This is a genomic window from Vibrio harveyi NBRC 15634 = ATCC 14126 = KCTC 12724, assembly GCF_001591145.1.
Taxonomy (GTDB): domain Bacteria; phylum Pseudomonadota; class Gammaproteobacteria; order Enterobacterales; family Vibrionaceae; genus Vibrio; species Vibrio harveyi.
On sequence record NZ_BCUF01000066.1, the window covers coordinates 1 to 19582 of the forward strand.

Genomic DNA, 19582 nt, shown 5'->3' on the forward strand with positions numbered 1-19582 from the left:
GAGTATAATTACCCAAAAGGAAAAACTCACTAGTCCACCAGCCAACACTATTTTCATCAGTTGTGAATCTGTTTACTCGGCTAAACGGATACCGTCTTTTTCAATAACGATCTTACCTGCTTTGTACAAGCCACCAATGGTTTTCTTGTAAGTACCTTTACTGGTACGGAACGCTTCAAAAATCGCTTCAGGAGAAGATTTATCGTTTAGAGGCAAGAAGCCGCCTTTCTTTTCTAGTAACTCAATCACCTTACTAGAAAGATCATCCATCTTCGCTACGCCAACTTTTTGTAGCGCTAGATCAATCTTGCCATCTTCACGAACTTGCTTAATGTAACCTTTCAGCTTCTTACCAATAAACAGCTTACCGAACACATCCGATGGGAAGATCATGCCCCAGTGTTCGCCGTTCACGATGGCTTTATAACCAAGTTGGCTACGCTCTGCGATAATCAGATCAACTTGCTCATTCACTTCGTAGTTAGCCGGCGTTTTATCTAGCCATTTATTGAACTTAGTTGTACCTACAATACGACCAGATGCCTTATCTGTATAAACGTAAACTAGGATGTTTTGACCTGCAGTAAAGCGAGCGCGTTGCTCACTGAATGGGATAAGAAGGTCTTTTTCTTTAATACCCCAGTTTACGAACGCACCAGTCTTATTGATGCCTTCGATCTTCATTAGTCCCCATTCGCCGACTTGAGCGATTGGTTTATCAATGGTCGCAGCTAGCTGACTTTCTGAATCAAAGTAAAGAAATACATCTAGGTGCGCGCCAAGTTCTGTACCTTCAGGTACATACTTATTAGGCAGCAATACAGAACCGTAGTCTTCGCCATCCAGAAATACGCCAAAATCAGCCGTTTTAATGACTTCTAAGCTGTTAATTTGACCAATTTTAATCATCGAATTTGTCTCTTTTTAAATTTACAGGGAATTATACCCAAACTAACAAGAAAATCAGAGAGAAAAGCAAACCTCTCTGTTATGCTGTGTTAGTTCAACAATTTATCCTAGTCCGATCTTAAGTTAATTCAATTAACGGGCGCTTATGGGTATAGGATGCTTTAGCAAAATCAGGAGCTTTCCTTGGTCACTGTCGACAAACAAGACTCGGTAACTTTGAAAATTAGCCATGCGTTGGCAAAGAGTAAAACGCTCGACCTTGATATCTATATTTTCATCCCTGGTGAGTTAGGTTTAAATTCCGACATCATCAGTGAGTCTGAGTTCTACTACACTTCGATCACGCAAAAACGATCTTATTACAGTACTGAAGTACTGCTTCCTTTGGTCCACAGTCGCCTTGCTAAACGTGGACGCTTATCTAACCGTCAGTACCGTGTAAGTTTGAGTTTGTTTGCGTATCAATACGTTATCGCGCTCGACAAAGCTGTTGCCGCACTAAATAAACATGAGAGTGACAGCGTCACGGCAGAGGAAGTAGATGAAGTCATTGAACTGACGCTCGACATCCTTAAACGTCTTCGCCGTTCGATTCCCTATGAGGAAAACCTTAAGCGCTACTACGTTAACATCGATAATTACTTGTCTTGGTACACAGAGCAAAAATTCCTATCCCTTGTGGCTCACCTGCCTCGTGAAGGTGATTACAGCACGATCAAGGAACGCTTGATTACACTGTGTGAGAAAGAGCAAGCGCACCGAAAGCTAAACAATTACAACTCTGCAAGCGTTGTTGAAGATGTGACTCGTTTATCGAACAAAATGCGTTTGTTAAGACGTTTGATTGAACACCCTATCGTTTTGAGTGAAAAAACGATGTCGATGGGTAATAACATCAAACGAGCGATTAAAGGCATCGCGACAGGTCTGGTGATGGTAGTCGTGACGAGTACCGTTATTCTTGCCCGAGATTACTTAGGAGAGATTTCTGCATCTTTCATCATCGCGATGTCGTTTATCTACGCACTACGTGAAATCTTTAAAGATGACCTGCGCGACGCGATGTGGCGTTGGATCCGCAAAGGTAAGCCAAAGTGGCGCAAGAAGTACATGGACCCAACAACAAAGAAAGTTGTGGGTCGTAAATTGGAATGGTTAGATTACCGTTCTCTTTCAAGCCTACCTGATCGTATTCAGAACATTCGTAAAAAACGAGTTGTTCAACGGGAAGAACAAATCCTTCACTATCATGCGAAAACAGAGATGGCGACATCATTGTTCTTGAGTGGTTACGAACAAACTCGTGAGACATTAAACATGAGTTTACGCCCTATTATTCGTTTAATGGACAAAAGCTCGAACCGCGTATATCGATTAAACGAAGGGCAAGTGAGTAAGGAGTCTGTTGAGAAACGCCACTTGCTCAATGTGATTGTCAAAGAAGACAACCACACCGATGAACCTGTTTACTATCGTTGGAAAGTGGTTTTGAACCGTTCGAAGATTGTGTCTATTGAGAAAATAGAATTGAACTAGAACGTCATAAGTCGTTATTGAGAAATTAAGCAGCTTGTCTTTGAGCTGCTTTTTTTATGGAAAGCGTCAAGGAAAACTCCGCCATTGGTTCGTCACCATTAATACTTGGACACAATGCGGTGATCTTAACGTCTCGATTGATACGTTCACCTGTTTCTAGAGTCATACGAAGCATTTCATCAATCAAAGGACCATCGTAACATACAAAATGCACATCGCCTTCAGGGCGTTTTAAAAACTCAGCCGTTACTCCTTTAAATGCCAGAGAAATGCGCTCCCCTTGTTCTTGGGCCTTACTCATCGCAAGAAAACCACCTGCCACATCAGCACCAACGGCAAGCGCGCCAAAATACATGCTGTTAAGATGATTCTTGGTTCTTCTTCTCAGTGGGATTCTAACCTCTACATGTTGATCATCGATCGCAAGAATTTTCGGGCGGCATAACCAAATGAGCGGAACTTTTGAAAAACCGAATAAGTTGAGATAAAGGTTTGCACGGCGAACAGCAGATAACATTTTGGTCTCCTTACCAAACTAGTCTGACCAGTTAATCAATGAAGCACCAAAATGTCAAAGAATTGTTAATAAGAAATCGATCTAGCTACGGAATTTCGCAAACGGTTTCTTTCTATCGAGTTCTAAAGTTGGATATGAAACACCCAGAATACCTAGCCTCCAAGCTTCTTTTTGCAAAAATACGTGTTATCGAATAGAAAAAGTAGTTATAAATTCAAACGACTATGTATTGATCTCCTTATCGGTTTTTGTCATTTATACATAACTATCATTAATGAATAGCCACAGCATTACATACATTTCGGTATTTAACAGATAAGAATCCCGTGAAACGGTTTATTCCTAACTATAATTCCGTTATCTTTACCGCTTCGCAATAGAGAATAAAGCTATAACATGCCTATAAAAACAGATGAATTGAGAACCCAACCTTTGGGTCCAATGCCGACACCCGCAGAGCTAGGCAGCGTACATCCAATCACTGATGATGTAGCTGATCGCATCGCTCAATCTCGTCGTCAAATTGAAAAGATTTTAACTGGTGAGGATGACCGTATCCTTGCTATCGTTGGTCCGTGTTCTGTGCACGACACTGAAGCAGCAATCGACTACGCAACTCGCCTTGCGAATATCCAAGATAAGTACAAAGACGAGCTATTTATCGTAATGCGTACTTACTTTGAAAAACCTCGTACTGTTGTTGGTTGGAAAGGTCTTATCACTGACCCTAACCTAGATGGCTCATACGCACTTGAAGCGGGTCTTCATAAAGCACGTAAACTGCTACTGGATATCAACAAGCTTGGTCTTGCTACAGCTACTGAGTTTCTTGATATGATCACTGGTCAGTACATTGCAGATCTGATTACGTGGGGGGCAATTGGCGCTCGTACGACTGAGTCTCAAATCCACCGTGAGATGGCCTCTGCTTTATCTTGTCCAGTAGGCTTCAAGAACGGTACTAACGGTAACGTAAAAATCGCAATTGATGCGATTCGTGCGTCTAAAGCATCACACTACTTCTACTCTCCAGATAAGAATGGACGTATGACGGTATACCGCACTAGTGGGAACCCTTATGGTCACATCATTCTTCGTGGTGGTGAGAAAGGTCCTAACTTTGATGAAGCGTCTGTAAAACAAGCGTGTGATGCACTTGCTGAATTCGACTTACCACAACGTTTGATTGTAGACTTCAGTCATGCGAACTGTCAGAAGCAACACCGTAAACAAATTGATGTTGCACAAGACATTTGTGAACAAATTAAATCAGGCAGCACTCGCATTGCGGGTATCATGGCAGAGAGCTTCATTATTGAAGGCAATCAGCCAATGACTGATATTAACAACCTAACTTACGGTCAGTCGATTACTGACCCATGTCTAGGTTGGGATGATACTGAAACGATGCTAGACATGCTGGCAGCCGCAGTAAAATCCAGTAAGTAATTTCCCTATAACAAGATAATCAAGGAATCTTCATGCCATCGTTTGATATTGTTTCAGAAATCGATACCGTTGAACTACGTAACGCGGTTGATAACGCTAACCGTGAACTGTCTACTCGTTTCGATTTCCGCAATGTGAATGCGAGCTTTGAGCTAGTAGAAGAAAATGTAAAAGTGTCAGCAGAAGGCGAATTCCAGCTAAAGCAAATGCGTGACATCCTACGTAGCCACTTGGCGAAGCGTAACATTGATGCGAACGCTATGGATGCAAAAAATCCAGAAGCGACGGGTAAGAACTGGCACCAAAACATTGCGTTCCGCCAAGGTATCGATACGCCTACCGCGAAAAAGCTAGTTAAACTAATCAAAGACGCGAAGCTTAAAGTCCAAGCATCTATCCAAGGCGACAAACTGCGCGTAACGGGTAAGAAGCGTGACGATCTGCAAGCAACGATTGCAACGATCCGTGAAGCTGAGATGGGTATCCCATTCCAGTACAACAACTTCCGTGATTAATTGCGCTCTCCTACTCTCTTAATGTAGAGAATGAGAACCGTGGAATAAAAAACGCCGGCGAGATATTCGTCGGCGTTTTTGTATGTGTTGTGAGTAATCTAAGCGTCTATTTTTGATAACTAATTTAGATAACGAACTTTTATCTAGATAACAAAGCTTAGATCACCAAGTCTTGCCCTTGCAGAAGTGAAAACTCACTTGTTCCATAAGGAACGAAGATACAAACACGAAGCTTCTCTTCTTTGGCTTTTCTGAGCATATCTGAGAGCTCTGTTGCACTCGAAAATGCCTCACGCTCCGCATCTCTTCTTACTAACTCCATCACATTTGCTTCGCATTTGGTTGAGTGAAGCGCTAACTCCGCCTGCTGCATGTAGCGCACGGCTTTAATAGGCAGCATTTCAACGTCTTTACCTACCTGAATCCAAGTGCAGCTTCCTGTCTCGTCTAATGGCTTAGTCATGGTTTCTTGATAGATGGTTTCCAGCTCACGGTTATCACGTGCATTTTCCACCTCGGGGTGCGAAAAGTAGTTCTCCCAAAATTTACGACGCAAATCGACACTTGGTAATGCCTCTTTAATAGAGTTACGTTTTGAGTTGGCGAACTCTGCCATCAGTCCCATATTTTGCGGCAGGATGGCTTCTAGCTTTTCACGGATGTTTCGGATCAATACTGGAGATGCACCGCCACTCGAGATGGCAATTTGAATACGACCGCGGTTAATCATCGAAGGCGTAATGAAATCACAATAAGGTTTGTCATCGACGACGTTTACTAAAATACCTAACTCTTTTGCGTCTTTATACACTTGATGGTTAAGCTCCGGGTTATCCGTTGTCGCCCATACTTGAATGAATGAGTTAGTGACAATGTCACTTGAATAAAAACGTTGAATCCATCGCACTTGCTGCTCTTGAGCAAGCTTATCAAGAAAGTCGACAAGGCTTGGGGAGACAATCGTGACGTCTGCTCCGGCTTTGAGCAATGCTTCCACTTTGCGGCTTGCTACTTCACCGCCACCAACAACCAATACTGGTTTATTTACTAAATCTAAGAACAGAGGAAAATATCGCATTTCAATCCATGATCACTTCAAATAACTGTCTAAATTCATGCTACCAAAAATGGGGCAACCACTTCACCTTGTTTCGGCTTCACAAATAATTTTTGTTCAAATTTTCGGCTGACATAGCCACCCTACACTAATGACACTTTTAATAACAAACTTTTATCCTTTTGTTTTAATCACTCTTTTATCGATTGTTCTGATGCACCAATCTGACAATTAGTTGCACTATTTACAAACAATTAACATTTCGTCATCCTAAATCGCAAGGCGCTTTGTGACTTCTCTCCAAAACTCTTTTTAAATTATATATTTGAGAATTAGCAAATCCTTTCCTACGCTTATAACTGATTGATTTAGCGATTGCCGTTTCTTCGAAAATCAATCATGTAGGACGAAAACACTAACGAATTGGACACGTTGTATCAGGTCGCTCCTGATTAAACATGGATCATACAGGAAGGATACAAATGGCAAACAAACTAACAGTTCTTGCTTCCGTCGTAGCGGCTTCTACTGCAATGATGGCTACCTCAGCTCAAGCAGCAGACACTACTCTGGACAAAGTCACGAAACAAGGCTTCCTTACTTGTGGCGTAAGTACCGGTCTACCTGGTTTTTCAAACCCTAACTCAAAAGGTGAATGGGAAGGTATCGACGTAGAATATTGCCAAGCACTGGCTGCAGCCGTTCTTGGGGATAAAACAAAAGTTAAATATGTACCCCTAACCGCGAAAGAACGATTCACTGCGCTTCAATCGGGTGAAATCGATGTGCTTTCACGTAACACCACCTGGACTCTACACCGTGATACGGCTCTTGGTCTGAACTTTGTTGGCGTAAACTATTACGACGGTCAAGGTTTCATGGTTAAGAAAGATCTTGGTGTTTCAAGTGCGAAAGAGCTTGATGGCGCATCAGTCTGTGTGCAGTCAGGTACCACTACCGAGCTTAACCTTGCGGACTACTTCCGTAACCAAGGTATGGCGTATAAACCTGTAGTATTTGATACGGCAGCGCAAACCTCTAAAGGTTTTGATGCTGGTCGTTGTGACGTACTAACGACAGACCAATCTGGTTTGTATGCGCTACGTCTGAACTTGAAAGACCCTTCTTCAGCTAACGTTCTTCCTGAAATCATCTCTAAAGAGCCTCTAGGTCCTGTTGTACGTCAAGGTGACGATCAATGGTTCAATATTGCGAAGTGGACTCTGTTTGCGATGGTGAACGCGGAAGAATACGGCATTACCTCTAAAAATGCCGATGAGATGTTGAAATCAAAAGATCCAAACATCAAACGTATTCTTGGCGTAGATGGTCCGAAGGGTAAAGGTTTAGGCATTCGCGACGATTGGGGCTACCAAGTGATTAAGCAAGTTGGTAACTACGGCGAAAGCTTTGAGCGTACGGTTGGTACAGGTTCACCTCTGAAGATTTCTCGTGGTGTGAATGCACTTTGGAATGCGGGCGGTTTCATGTACGCACCACCAATCCGCTAATACAACGATTATCACAGGGCGGTCTATGCCGCCCTTTTTCGTGAGTGAATCTATAAATAAGGGTTTGAGGTTATCGCTGTATGAAACCGACGAATGATACATCGCCAAGTACGATGTCCAAACCAAGCGGAAGTAAGAGCCTGATTTATAATCCAGCTTTTCGTTCCGCTATTTTCCAGATCATTGCCGTAGCTGCACTGGTATTTTTCTTTTACACAATCATTAATAATGCACTGACGAACCTTGATGCCCGTGGTATCGCAACAGGTTTTGGTTTTCTTAATCAAGAAGCAGGCTTTGGTATTGGTCTGACTCTTATCGAATACGACGAAACGTTTTCTTATGGGCGTACTTTCGTCGTTGGTCTACTCAATACGGCACTGGTTTCAGTGTTAGGCATTGTCCTAGCAACCGTTATTGGTTTTGTTATGGGTATAGCTCGTCTCTCATCAAACTGGTTGGTGAGCCGATTAGCAGCGGTATATATTGAAACTTTCCGAAATATCCCACTACTTCTGCAAATCTTTTTCTGGTATTTCGCGGTTCTTCAAGCTCTACCATCACCAAGACAAAGTATGAGCCTTGGCGAAGCTATCTTTTTGAATGTACGCGGGCTGTATTTCCCTGCGCCTGTCATGGAGGCTGGTAGTAGCTTCGTCGTCGCGGCACTAGTCATAGGTATCATCGCAAGCATTTTGATCAATGTATGGGCGAACAACAAGCAACGTTTAACAGGTCAACAAACTCCGATGGGTCGCATCGTATTTGGCTTAGTAATCGTGCTTCCTTTAGTGGTTTACTTCCTTGCTGGCATGCCGATTTCTTTGCAGTATCCAGAATTAAAAGGTTTTAACTTCCGAGGTGGTATTAGTATCATTCCTGAACTGGCTGCACTTCTACTTGCGTTAAGCGTCTATACTGCATCGTTTATCGCAGAGATTGTACGCTCTGGTATTAACGCTGTGAGTCATGGTCAAACTGAAGCAGCAATGTCGCTTGGTTTACCACGCACAAAAACTCTGAAGCTGGTCGTGATCCCTCAGGCATTACGTATCATCATCCCTCCTCTTACTAGCCAATACCTGAACCTAACCAAGAACTCTTCCCTGGCAATGGCGATTGGTTACCCAGATTTGGTTTCTGTGTTCGCAGGAACTACGCTGAACCAAACTGGACAAGCGATCGAAATTATCGCGATGACCATGGGCGTTTACTTGACGTTGAGTTTAATCACTTCTGCGTTAATGAACTTGTATAACCGTAAAGTTGCGCTGGTGGAGAGATAATATGAGTACACATCAATTTCAGCCTGATCTCCCGCCGCCAGCAAACACTGTTGGTGTCGTAGGTTGGCTACGCAAAAATCTATTCAATGGACCAATCAACTCCATCGTGACGTTGATTCTGGCTTATATCGTATTTTCTGCTCTTTGGAACATTGTTGATTGGGCGTTTATCAATGCAGACTGGGTTGGCACAACGAGAGACGACTGTACACGTGAAGGCGCATGTTGGGTCTTTATTAGCGTCCGTTGGGAACAGTTCATGTATGGCTTCTATCCGGAAGCGGAACTCTGGCGCCCTCGCCTGTTCTACATCACATTGGCGATCTTTACTGCACTACTTGCTTATGAGAAAACGCCAAAACGCATTTGGATTTGGTTGTTCTTCGTAAACATTTACCCATTCATTATTGCAGCCTTGCTTTATGGTGGAGTATTCGGTCTTGAAGTGGTTGAAACGCACAAGTGGGGTGGTCTACTAGTAACCTTGATCATTGCACTCGTTGGTATCGTCGTCTCCCTTCCAATCGGTGTTGCGCTTGCCCTGGGTCGACGTTCAGATATGCCAATCATCCGCAGTATCTGTACTGTATACATCGAAGTGTGGCGTGGTGTCCCACTCATTACTGTACTGTTCATGGCATCAGTGATGTTACCTCTGTTCTTGGCTCAAGGCTCAGAAACTGACAAGCTAATCCGTGCACTTATCGGTGTGGTTATGTTCAGTGCGGCTTACATGGCAGAGGTGGTACGTGGTGGCTTGCAAGCGATCCCGAAAGGACAATATGAAGCGGCAGACGCTCTCGGTCTTACCTATTGGAAGAAGATGGGACTGATCATTTTGCCACAGGCGCTTAAGATCACTATCCCTTCTATTGTGAACACTTTTATCGGTCTCTTTAAAGACACCAGTCTTGTGCTTATTATTGGTATGTTTGACGTACTGGGCATTGGACAAGCTGCGAATACCGACCCTGAATGGCTAGGCTTCGCAACAGAAAGTTATGTATTTGTCGCGTTAGTGTTTTGGGTATTTTGTTTTGGCATGTCACGTTACTCGATATGGCTTGAAAACAAATTGCATACCGGTCACAAACGATAACTCATCAAGATCAAGGACGTATTATGACGCAACAACAAGATTATATGATCCAGTTGAAGGACATGAATAAGTGGTATGGTGAGTTTCACGTACTAAAGAATATCAATCTAGACGTTAAGAAAGGCGAAAAAATCGTCATCTGTGGACCATCCGGATCTGGTAAATCGACCATGATTCGCTGTATCAACCGTCTGGAAGAGCATCAAGCTGGCAGCATCTATGTGTCGGGTACTGAACTTACAGAAGACCTGAAAAACATTGAGGCGGTTCGTCGTGAAGTGGGTATGTGCTTCCAGCACTTTAACCTTTTCCCTCATCTAACGGTTTTGGAGAATTGTACGCTTGCCCCTATCTGGGTGAAGAAAATGCCAAAAGAAGAAGCCGAAGCCATCGCAATGCAGTACTTAGAGCGCGTTAAGATCCCCGATCAAGCGGACAAGTATCCGGGGCAGCTCTCCGGTGGTCAGCAGCAACGTGTAGCCATTGCTCGCTCTTTGTGTATGAGCCCTAAAGTGATGCTGTTTGATGAACCAACTTCTGCACTGGACCCAGAAATGGTGCGTGAAGTACTTGACGTAATGGTAGAACTGGCGGAAGAAGGCATGACCATGCTATGTGTAACGCACGAGATGGGCTTTGCAAAAGAAGTCGCCGACCGAGTCATCTTTATGGACGCGGGGGAAATCATCGAAGAAAACAATCCTGTCGATTTCTTTGAGAACCCTCAATCGGATCGTACACAGAACTTCTTGGCTCAGATTCTTCACCATTAAACGCATTCTGAACACCGAGATAACCGACAAAGCGCTGAACTCAATATCAGCGCTTTTTCTTTACTCTCATACTGGCAAACAGACCATGTTACGAAAGTCCAGTTGATTCAACGCGTTGTAAATTTGCGCAACGTTACAACATTCTGCGTGAACTGGTCTTCAGAGCTTTGAATAATAAGCCTTTCTCCGCTAGGCAAGGCGGTAATATTGTGTTACAAGTTGCCACATACATAACACATTATTTCTATTATTATTTTGTTCTAGATGTACATGTGGCGGGCTTGATTTTTTGAACTATCGGGCCCATATATGTCTATATATTAAAGATAAGACAGTCCCTTATAGAGGAAGATTATGAACAGTCCTATGTTTTCTCGCACTACTACTCAAGAGAGTGCTCTACAAACCAACAAAGTATTGCGTAATACATATGCACTACTTTCTATGACTCTACTATGGTCAGCACTGGTTGCTGGCGTATCGATGGCGTTTAACCTACCACGTCCAGGTATCATCCTAATGTTGGTCGGTTTCTACGGTCTACTATTCCTGACTGAAAAGAACCGTAACAACAGCATGGGTCTTGTATTTACATTCCTATTTACGGGTTTCTTAGGTTACACCATCGGTCCAATTCTAAACATGTACATCGGTGCTGGCATGGGCGACGTTGTGCTAACAGCACTTGGCGGTACTGCTCTGTCATTCATGGCAGCTTCTGCTTACGCACTGACAACTAAGCGTGACCTATCTATGATGGGTGGTCTAATGCTGTCACTGTTCGTTGTTCTAGTTGTGGGTATGATTGCGAGTATCTTCATCCAATCTACTATCCTGCACCTAGCAATGAGCAGCTTGTTTATTGTTTTCTCTACCATGGCAATCCTGATGACTACTCAAGGCATCATCCGTGGCGGCGAAACAAACTACATCTCTGCGACAATTACGCTGTATGTTTCAATCTACAACATCTTCATCAGCCTACTAAGCATTCTAGGTATCATGAACGACGACTAAACCGTCAGATTGAATTGAAGCTCCAAAAAGCCCGAAGTTGTACTTCGGGCTTTTTCTTTGCACCTTACCTTGTGGATGTTACCTTCCTTTTTACACCGCCCCTCAAACAACAAATTGAATACTCATGCAAAAATAGAAATACTCACCCCGAGAATTTTCTAACAACCTGCATAGGTTTACATTTTCTTGCATAACTCGAAAGGTGTAAGCTTAACGATTGTCTCCCACAGTTTAATATTTTGAATCGTATGAATTTAATTCGCTCAGTCGACTCAACAGATTCTTTTGTTGAGCACAAGCCAGCCTCTACGCTACCCTATACTTATCAATGGTTACTTAGCGGAAATAGAGCTATGTTCGTTTATAACGGCAAAGAAATTGAAACTGATGCTCAAGGCTACCTACTTGACCACACACAGTGGGAAGAAGGCATGATTGAGCTTCTAGCAAAAGAAGAAGAAATTGAACTGACAGAGGCGCATTTGGAAGTGGTTCACTTCGTGCGTGATTTCTATGAAGAGTTCAACACATCACCAGCTGTGAGAATGCTGGTTAAAGCGATGGAAAAAGCGCATGGTCCAGAGAAAGGAAACAGCAAGTACCTGTTCAAACTTTTCAAGAAAGGTCCCGCAAAGCAAGCGACTAAGCTAGCTGGTTTGCCAAAACCTGCTAAATGCTTATAAACCGCCCGCCTCAACGCCACGTCGACAAGCCCAGCGTGTGAAGCTGTTGCTTATCGAGTTACTGCGCTTGGAGCTATAAGATCTTAAATCCGCGGAAAGGCTTATAAGACACACTCTCTTGAGTGACACTGTCAACCGTTGCCGTCCGCGGACCATCTTCCAACCACTTAGAAAACGCCGCGATTTGTTCATCGGTGCCGCAAGCAATCACCTCAACATCCCCATTATTTAAGTTCTTCGCGTACCCGGTTAAACCTAGTTTCAAACCTTGATGTGATGTGTGGTATCGAAATCCTACCCCTTGTACGTGACCTACTATCAGAAACTTCTCACACTTTAGTACCATCCGTATACCGCTCCCTAAATTTGAGTGATATATTATTTCCGTCTATTTACCCCACTAAGGATAGTGGGTTTTTATATGGTTATAATAATTATGAAAGAAATTCCTTTCCGTTGGATTGACAAATATCTCATCCATTTAAAGATTCAAGAAAAGTTCTACCTACTCTTCTTGCTCCCTCTCATCGCATTAGTCATCCTAACTCTCGTTTTGAACAGTGCCGCAGACTCACTTATTACTGACTTATATCAGGAAGAGTTGATGTTAATGAAAGGTCTTATCGAGGCAGGTAATCTCTCGCAATCTCAAGTTGCTAGCCTGATCTCAAGTTCAGATACGATTGCTTTCGGTACAGGTCCAGAAGCTGTTTCTGTTATGAATGGGGCTTTTAGTCTTGTTGCTAACCATGAACAGTCGCTATGGACAGCACTATCTACAACGCAAGTAAGCATTATTCTTATCACTCTGTTTATCATTGCAATGGGCGTTTACTACATCATGACGTTCATCGGTGGTGCGATGTTCACAATGAACAAAGCACTAAACACATTGGCAAACGGTGATTTAACTGCTCGTATGAACTTTTTCCCTGTTCGTGACGAGTTTAGTGAGATTGCTATTACGATCGATAAAGTTGCCGATCGTGAACAAAAGATGGTTCAGTCGATTCAGGAGTCTGTGGCGCTTATGCAGCAAATCAGCTCAGATCTAAACCTATCTATTCAAAACAGTTCTGAAATCTCTAACACGCAACAAGAGCACTTGAATTCGCTGGCAAGCGCAACAGAGGAAATGGCATCAACCATTCGCGAAGTAGCAACACTGGCTCATGACTCAAGCGCTCAAACTGATGATGCTCGCAGCGTCGCTCAATCAGGTCAGGTGAAAGTGGAAAACACGCTTCACTCTATCTCCAACCTTTCCACTGAGATCCAATCAGCATCTCAAGCGGTAGAAGAGTTAGATGCAAACGCGGCGCAGATTGATGAAGTGGTAACAACCATCAACGGTATCTCTGAACAAACGAACCTCCTTGCGCTAAACGCAGCCATTGAAGCGGCGCGTGCTGGTGAGCAAGGTCGTGGTTTCGCGGTCGTAGCCGACGAAGTTCGTGCTCTTGCTGGCAGGACTCAACAAGCAACCGTCGAAATTCAAGCAATGATTGAAGCGCTACAACGTAACAGTCAATCACTGACTAAGTTGATGGAAGTAACAGTTCACAATGCGAATGAAGGTCAAACTCTAATGGCCGAAGTGAATCAAGAGATTGGCTCACTTGCAGACAAGAACCAAACTATTTCTGACAGCAGCGTTCAAATCGCTACGGCAGCTGAAGAACAAGGCGTAGTGGCTGACAACATTGCATCGAGTGTTGAAGAGATCCGCATTCAAGCTAACAATGTGTGTACGATGATCAGCACCACATCTCAGAATGTCGAGCAGCTTCGTGCCCAAAGTGACACTATGGAATCACTGCTGACTGGCTTGAAAGCTTAATCACATAAACTAATAGCTAGGGTCACTTCGGTGGCCCTTTTTTGCGCCTGAAAAACCCGTCCGTTATTCCACTCACAAGTTTATAATTAAAGCCTCTACAAATGATTGGATTGTCGATGGATATTGCTTTTGCGGGCAACATCCCGGACAATACGCCCCTTTCAAAATTCAACAAGAGCTAAAGAAATGACAGCTGCTATCTATTTGGTTAAAGGTCGTGAGAAATCGGTTAAGCGTAAGCACCCATGGATCTTCTCTCGAGGCATCAGTAAAGTTGAGGGCGAACCTGCTCTTGGCGAAACCATTGATGTATTTACTCACGACGGGAAATGGCTAGCTAAAGCGGCATATTCTCCAGCATCTCAAATTCGTGCTCGTATTTGGAGCTTTGAAAAAGAAGAGATCAACAAAGCATTCTTCGTTAAGCGCTTCAACAACGCTCAGCTTCTTCGTGAAGACGTTATCGACCGCGACGGTCTTACTGGCTACCGCCTTATCGCAGCAGAGTCTGATGGTATGCCAGGTGTTACGATCGACCGTTACCAAAACTTCTTTGTGTGTCAGCTTCTAAGTGCAGGTGCAGAATACAACAAACAAGCTATTGTTGATGCGTTAGTTGAGTGTTTCCCTGGTTGTAACGTTTACGAGCGTTCTGACGTCGCGGTACGTAAGAAGGAAGGTCTTAAAGAAACAACCGGCGTATTGCACGGTGAAGAGCCACCAAAATCAGTGGTAATTGAAGAAAACGGCGTGAAGATCAGCGTAGATATTGTTGGTGGTCATAAAACTGGTTTCTACTTAGACCAACGTGATAGCCGTCAACAAGCGATGAAGTACGTGAAAGATAAAGAAGTTCTCAACTGTTTCTCGTACACAGGTGGTTTTGGTCTGTACGCGCTAAAAGGTGGCGCGAAACGTGTTATTAACGCCGATGTATCACAACCTGCTCTCGACACAGCAAAATTCAATGCAGAGCTGAATGAGTTTGATATCTCTAAGAAACGTGCTGTATTCCTAAACGCCGATGTGTTCAAACTGCTACGTGAATACCGTGACCAAGGTACGAAGTTCGACGTTGTTATCATGGATCCACCGAAATTTGCTGAAAGCAAAGCACAACTAAATGGCGCGTGTCGTGGCTACAAGGACATCAACATGTTGGCCATGCAAATTCTAAACCCTGGTGGCACGCTACTTACCTATTCTTGCTCTGGTCTGATGGACCAAGTTCTGTTCCAAAAAATTATTGCCGATGCCGCAGTAGATGCAAATCGCCAAGTAAAATTTGTGGAACGTTTCGAACAAGCAGCGGATCACCCTACTGATACCGCTTACCCAGAAGGTTTCTACCTAAAAGGCTTTGCGTGTAAGGTCCTTTAATCGCTGGCTATTTTAGATTCAAAAGAAAACGGAGCTTTCGCTCCGTTTTTTTATTCTCTCAATTGCTCAAGATTAGTAATGATACTGTTGGCAATATCTGCAGCCGATGCGCCATCGAAGTTGATATCTAACTGCTGCCCCCCTTTATTAATGGTTAGGGTCGAGTCTCCAGAATCTTCCGTTACAGACAAGGTAATACCATTCACTTGTCCAGAGAAGTCACCAGACTCAAAATCATCAAGCAGCGTCGACATATCGGTACCAGAAACATCATCGAACAAATCTCTAAGTTCGAGTTTGTCGCCTTCCGACGCATCAAAGTCTGTGACTGAATCCACTGCATTATCCATTTGAGTCCAAACAAACACATCACCATCAGCACCACCGGTCAGGATATCATCGTCTAGACCTCCTATGATGATATCTTCCCCCGCATTGCCCGAGATAGTATCTTCTCCTTCCTCTCCAAGTAAGATATCGGCACTTGCTGTACCAACAAGAGTATCATCACTATTACCACCCACTCCTGAAGGCGCGCCTACACTTGCAGTAACAGACACCGTAAGTGCCCCTATATCAAAATCACCGTTTGATGACTCAGTTCGATAAGAAATTCTTGCACTATCTCCATCATCCAAACTATTTGAAGGGATAAATACCAACTGATTATCTACAACGAGTACTTGACCTTTACTTGGATCAACAACTGCGTCAGCCAACGTTAGTGTAGCCGCATTGTCGCTGTTGGTATCGTTTGAAAGTACATCAACCACAATTGGCGTCCCTTCAGGTGTTGATGCTGTGTCATCTACAGCTTCAACAGAGTTTGGCTCCAAATCAAATGAAACGGTTTCTGCTGTAGTATCACCATCGCCGTCAGTCAGTACGTAATCAAAGTCAAACTGAGTAGCAACCGCAATCGATGAAGCAAAGAAGGTGTATTCACCCGTGTTTAAATCAATAACTACAGAGTTTTGACTGTCCACTACAATCGTCACGGTATCTTCAACTGCATCAACAATGGTTGTCGCTCCAGTGTTGTTAGCGTCATCATCCACCGTAATAGTCGTACCATCAAACGTCACCGTAATACCCGTTGCGCCACCATAGTTAAATGACGATACATAGCCGCCATCAGCACCAAAGAACGACGCACTTCCCCCCATAACAGTCGAACCTAAAGCACCAGTTATTGGCGTTACGATCGATTGGATGAGTATCGCTGGAAGGCTATTAATATCCGGAACGATAATTGGGTCGATTTGTTTATCTATTGGATTATTAGCGTCATAAGCAACTGGCTCTAAGAACTGGGTTGCAGCTCCGGTACCAATACCGTAAGCGAGCGCTGTTACATTATATTGCTCTAGCTGCGCTTCCCAATCCGACTGTTCTGTTGCATCAATCTGATTCCCGGTAGAGCTAGGATTACCATCCGATAGGAAGTAGCTGAGGTTGTTTGCATCCGCAAGTAGCTCAGGATTACCCCAAACATCATCTTCGGCAGCAAGTGCAACGGCATCGTCGTAATCCGTACCGCCACCTGCAGTTAAGCTATTAATCAGTGCGATAGCTTGATCAACATCCATCCAAATTGTTGTTAAATCATTAGGTAAGCTGTTATCTGATGATTCAACACCATCTTCGCCAAGTACATTTGCATTACTACTGAAGGTTGTGATTTGAACTTTAGTATCTCCAAGTAATTGGTATTCTAATAACAAGGCTATCGATGCGCTTTTCAGTACATCAAGACGCGAAGTTACAACATTTGAACTTGAACCAGTAACTGAATCCCACCCCATCGATCCTGATACATCCAGGATCAACTGAACGTTGGAACCTGTTGTTTGCATCGCATTAACGTCTTCAACAACCGTTTCAGCAAATGGAGAGTCATCTTCAATGGCGACCGTAGCAGTTGCAGAGCTAGTAATACCAAGTGCGTTTGACGCAATCACTGGAACTTCTAAATCAATTACGTCTTCGCCACCACTATCCGGATGATCGACTTTTCCTAGTAGCTCTGTCGATAAATTACCAAGATCGTCAACAGACACCTCAATAATTGGCTGACCGCTTGCAGAGCCCGTAAGTGTCTTATCGTTGTTTGAGAGCGTCCAAACTAATGCATCTCCATCACTTGAAATTAGCGTCGTTGGTAAGCCCAATGTGACGGATTCCACAGTTGCTCCCAATGTAAGTGAGCCAGTATCATTCGTGGAATCTGTTGTATCAATAAAACCAGCTAATGCTCCATTGTCGGCATTCGCATCAGGTAAACCTTCTTCAGACACATTAAGTGCTACTGCACCAGAAATGGTTGGTGGGATAGCAGGGTTAACTGCAAATGATCCCGTAACACTGTCTCCATCGGCATCCGTTACTGTGTACTCGAAGTCAATATCACCATCACCAATAGGTTCGCTGAGTGGCTCATATTGGATGAACTCCCACTTGCCTGTGCTCGGTGTAAACTGCACTTCGAACGTAACACCATTATCTGTTGAACCAACTAAACGATTAGGGTTTTGCGCGTCGACGCTGACTGTAATATCGTCTCCACCTGCCGTCTGTAAACCTGATTCCGCACCCGTTAAAGCTGTTACGCCCGGACCATCTGCACCGTATGTAGAACTAATTGTTCCCTCTGCGGATGCGATTGGAATACCACCATCAGAACCGATAAAGGTAATGGATTTAACAGTAAAATCACTATTATCTTCAATATTCGGTCCATTACCATTATCCGTTGCTTCTAGAATGATCTGATCAAAGCCACCTTGCTGAACACTAAAGTTTGCTGCGAAATCACCACTTTGAGCATCAGAAGTAAAGGTTTGTTGAGCAATTAGCACGCCATCTCGATAGAATGATGCGACCCCTTCTTCTAATTCACCTCCAAACATTTTGGCAAACTCAATTTCCGCACCAAATGCAACTTTATCACCCAAGTCTATGATGAGTTTTTCAGATACACCTTGATTGTTAGCAAAACGGTAATCGACCTCATTATCTAACGGGAAGCCGTTGTCACCTGAGCTTTTAACCCCAATACCATCCGAAGACTGATTGACTTGTGCTGCGCCAAGCGTCACCGATTCATCCGAAATAAAACCTTCGGCCGTTACAACAACGTCACCAAACGTTCTACTGAAAGAATCTGCACCATTACCTGTAAAGCTCACTTGTCCAGTTATAACATCGGGGATATCCAAGTTTGTAACGTCTACTACTGGCACGTTACTTGGTACTGATGGACGGTCATCTTCAACAATAACATTGAGGCTTTCAGACGTTGTGGTTTGACCATCACTGACCGAGATCTGCAAATCAAAGTCAATGATATCCTCAACATCATTCACCGGATGATCGAGTGGTTCAAACAGTGTGATGTTGTAATCCCAAGAACCTTGTCCTGAGACAGCGGGCTCCGTGAGAACAACAGTTGCAACAACAGCTAAACTCGCAGTAGAAGCCGTCAATAATTGAGTATTGCTGTTCCATGCCCAAGACACAGGCTCTCCACCTGATGTGAGTGTATTTGGACCAGAAAGAACGACTGAAACATTCGCTGTATCCGGGTCTCCAACTGTAAATGACCCTGAGAAGCTGGCTGCATTTGTAGTATCGGTAGGAGAACCCGTGGAATCAGGTATACCATCGGTTAACCCTTCTTCTGAAACAACCGCATCGATAACGTCGGAAATAGCTGGAGGTGCATCATTATCGATAATTGTTGCATTACCGACATCAGAGCCCAATACAGGACCAACGCCTACAACAGAAACACTGAAGTCCTCATCCTGCTCAAACACTGCGTCGTTCAGGGTATCAATTCGAACATCAAATTGAGTCGAGCCTGCTGGTACCGTGACTAAACCATCATTCGGAACTGCAACCCAGCCGGAACCAGTATTATATTCAAGCGTGCCTAGATCACCCACTCCGGTGTCACCAGTGTTAAGAGTAAGCTGAACCTGAACCGCAGCTTCAGACTCGTTAGTGAG

The 19582-nt window shown here is 43.7% G+C and carries 16 protein-coding genes; 11 read left to right on the plus strand and 5 right to left on the minus strand.

Annotated elements, in window-relative coordinates; translation table 11 throughout:
• Positions 1–72: 72 nt before the first annotated feature.
• Complete coding sequence (locus VHA02S_RS22510) at positions 73–909, minus strand: CvfB family protein (protein WP_005446795.1); 837 nt, start codon at positions 907–909, stop codon at positions 73–75.
• Between the two features lie 183 nt (positions 910–1092).
• Here VHA02S_RS22510 and VHA02S_RS22515 point away from each other — a divergent pair, with 183 nt between their 5' ends.
• On the plus strand, positions 1093–2445 hold the full coding sequence (locus VHA02S_RS22515; protein WP_005446794.1) for a hypothetical protein: 1353 nt from the start codon (positions 1093–1095) through the stop codon (positions 2443–2445).
• A gap of 25 nt (positions 2446–2470) precedes the next feature.
• On the opposite strand, the gene VHA02S_RS22520 is transcribed toward VHA02S_RS22515, so the two are convergent.
• Positions 2471–2962: a DUF4442 domain-containing protein gene (locus VHA02S_RS22520; RefSeq protein WP_017818121.1), complete on the minus strand. Its 492-nt coding sequence runs from the start codon at positions 2960–2962 to the stop codon at positions 2471–2473.
• 396 nt (positions 2963–3358) lie between these two features.
• Between VHA02S_RS22520 and VHA02S_RS22525 the strand changes: the two genes are divergently transcribed.
• Positions 3359–4411, plus strand: coding sequence for a 3-deoxy-7-phosphoheptulonate synthase (locus tag VHA02S_RS22525; RefSeq protein ID WP_005446791.1), 1053 nt, complete (start codon positions 3359–3361; stop codon positions 4409–4411).
• A 32-nt stretch (positions 4412–4443) separates the two neighbouring features.
• Entirely contained in the window at positions 4444–4926 is a 483-nt protein-coding gene (locus VHA02S_RS22530) for a YajQ family cyclic di-GMP-binding protein (RefSeq protein WP_005446779.1), read from the plus strand.
• A gap of 157 nt (positions 4927–5083) precedes the next feature.
• Here the strand turns inward: VHA02S_RS22530 and VHA02S_RS22535 are convergent, their stop codons facing one another.
• The gene (locus VHA02S_RS22535) at positions 5084–6004 is read right to left on the minus strand and encodes a precorrin-2 dehydrogenase/sirohydrochlorin ferrochelatase family protein (RefSeq protein ID WP_005446778.1); all 921 of its coding nucleotides are present in this window, start codon (positions 6002–6004) and stop codon (positions 5084–5086) included.
• 461 nt (positions 6005–6465) lie between these two features.
• Here VHA02S_RS22535 and VHA02S_RS22540 point away from each other — a divergent pair, with 461 nt between their 5' ends.
• From VHA02S_RS22540 to VHA02S_RS22565, 6 genes are all read left to right on the plus strand, one after another.
• Positions 6466–7494: an amino acid ABC transporter substrate-binding protein gene (locus VHA02S_RS22540; protein WP_005446777.1), complete on the plus strand. Its 1029-nt coding sequence runs from the start codon at positions 6466–6468 to the stop codon at positions 7492–7494.
• 80 nt (positions 7495–7574) lie between these two features.
• Positions 7575–8780 carry an amino acid ABC transporter permease gene (locus tag VHA02S_RS22545; RefSeq protein WP_017818120.1) on the plus strand — a complete coding sequence of 402 codons (1206 nt, stop codon included), beginning with the start codon at positions 7575–7577 and terminating at the stop codon, positions 8778–8780.
• 1 nt (position 8781) lies between these two features.
• A complete protein-coding gene (locus VHA02S_RS22550) occupies positions 8782–9879 on the plus strand; it encodes an amino acid ABC transporter permease (RefSeq protein ID WP_005446775.1) in 1098 nt (365 codons plus the stop codon).
• 23 nt (positions 9880–9902) lie between these two features.
• Positions 9903–10652: an amino acid ABC transporter ATP-binding protein gene (locus VHA02S_RS22555; RefSeq protein ID WP_005443945.1), complete on the plus strand. Its 750-nt coding sequence runs from the start codon at positions 9903–9905 to the stop codon at positions 10650–10652.
• 354 nt (positions 10653–11006) lie between these two features.
• Complete coding sequence (locus tag VHA02S_RS22560) at positions 11007–11669, plus strand: Bax inhibitor-1/YccA family protein (RefSeq protein ID WP_005446774.1); 663 nt, start codon at positions 11007–11009, stop codon at positions 11667–11669.
• Between the two features lie 353 nt (positions 11670–12022).
• Positions 12023–12352, plus strand: a complete 330-nt coding sequence (locus VHA02S_RS22565; protein ID WP_005446773.1) for a TusE/DsrC/DsvC family sulfur relay protein — start codon at positions 12023–12025, stop codon at positions 12350–12352.
• Positions 12353–12425: 73 nt separating this feature from the next.
• Here VHA02S_RS22565 and yccX read toward each other — a convergent pair whose 3' ends face one another.
• Positions 12426–12698, minus strand: coding sequence for an acylphosphatase (yccX, locus tag VHA02S_RS22570; protein ID WP_005446772.1), 273 nt, complete (start codon positions 12696–12698; stop codon positions 12426–12428).
• Positions 12699–12788: 90 nt separating this feature from the next.
• Between yccX and VHA02S_RS22575 the strand changes: the two genes are divergently transcribed.
• A complete protein-coding gene (locus VHA02S_RS22575) occupies positions 12789–14192 on the plus strand; it encodes a methyl-accepting chemotaxis protein (RefSeq protein WP_038899597.1) in 1404 nt (467 codons plus the stop codon).
• A 186-nt stretch (positions 14193–14378) separates the two neighbouring features.
• Positions 14379–15572: a class I SAM-dependent methyltransferase gene (locus VHA02S_RS22580; RefSeq protein WP_009697862.1), complete on the plus strand. Its 1194-nt coding sequence runs from the start codon at positions 14379–14381 to the stop codon at positions 15570–15572.
• A 50-nt stretch (positions 15573–15622) separates the two neighbouring features.
• Here VHA02S_RS22580 and VHA02S_RS22585 read toward each other — a convergent pair.
• Positions 15623–19582, minus strand: a 3960-nt coding sequence (locus VHA02S_RS22585; protein ID WP_061788479.1) for an Ig-like domain-containing protein, incomplete at its 5' end; no start/stop codon positions are given.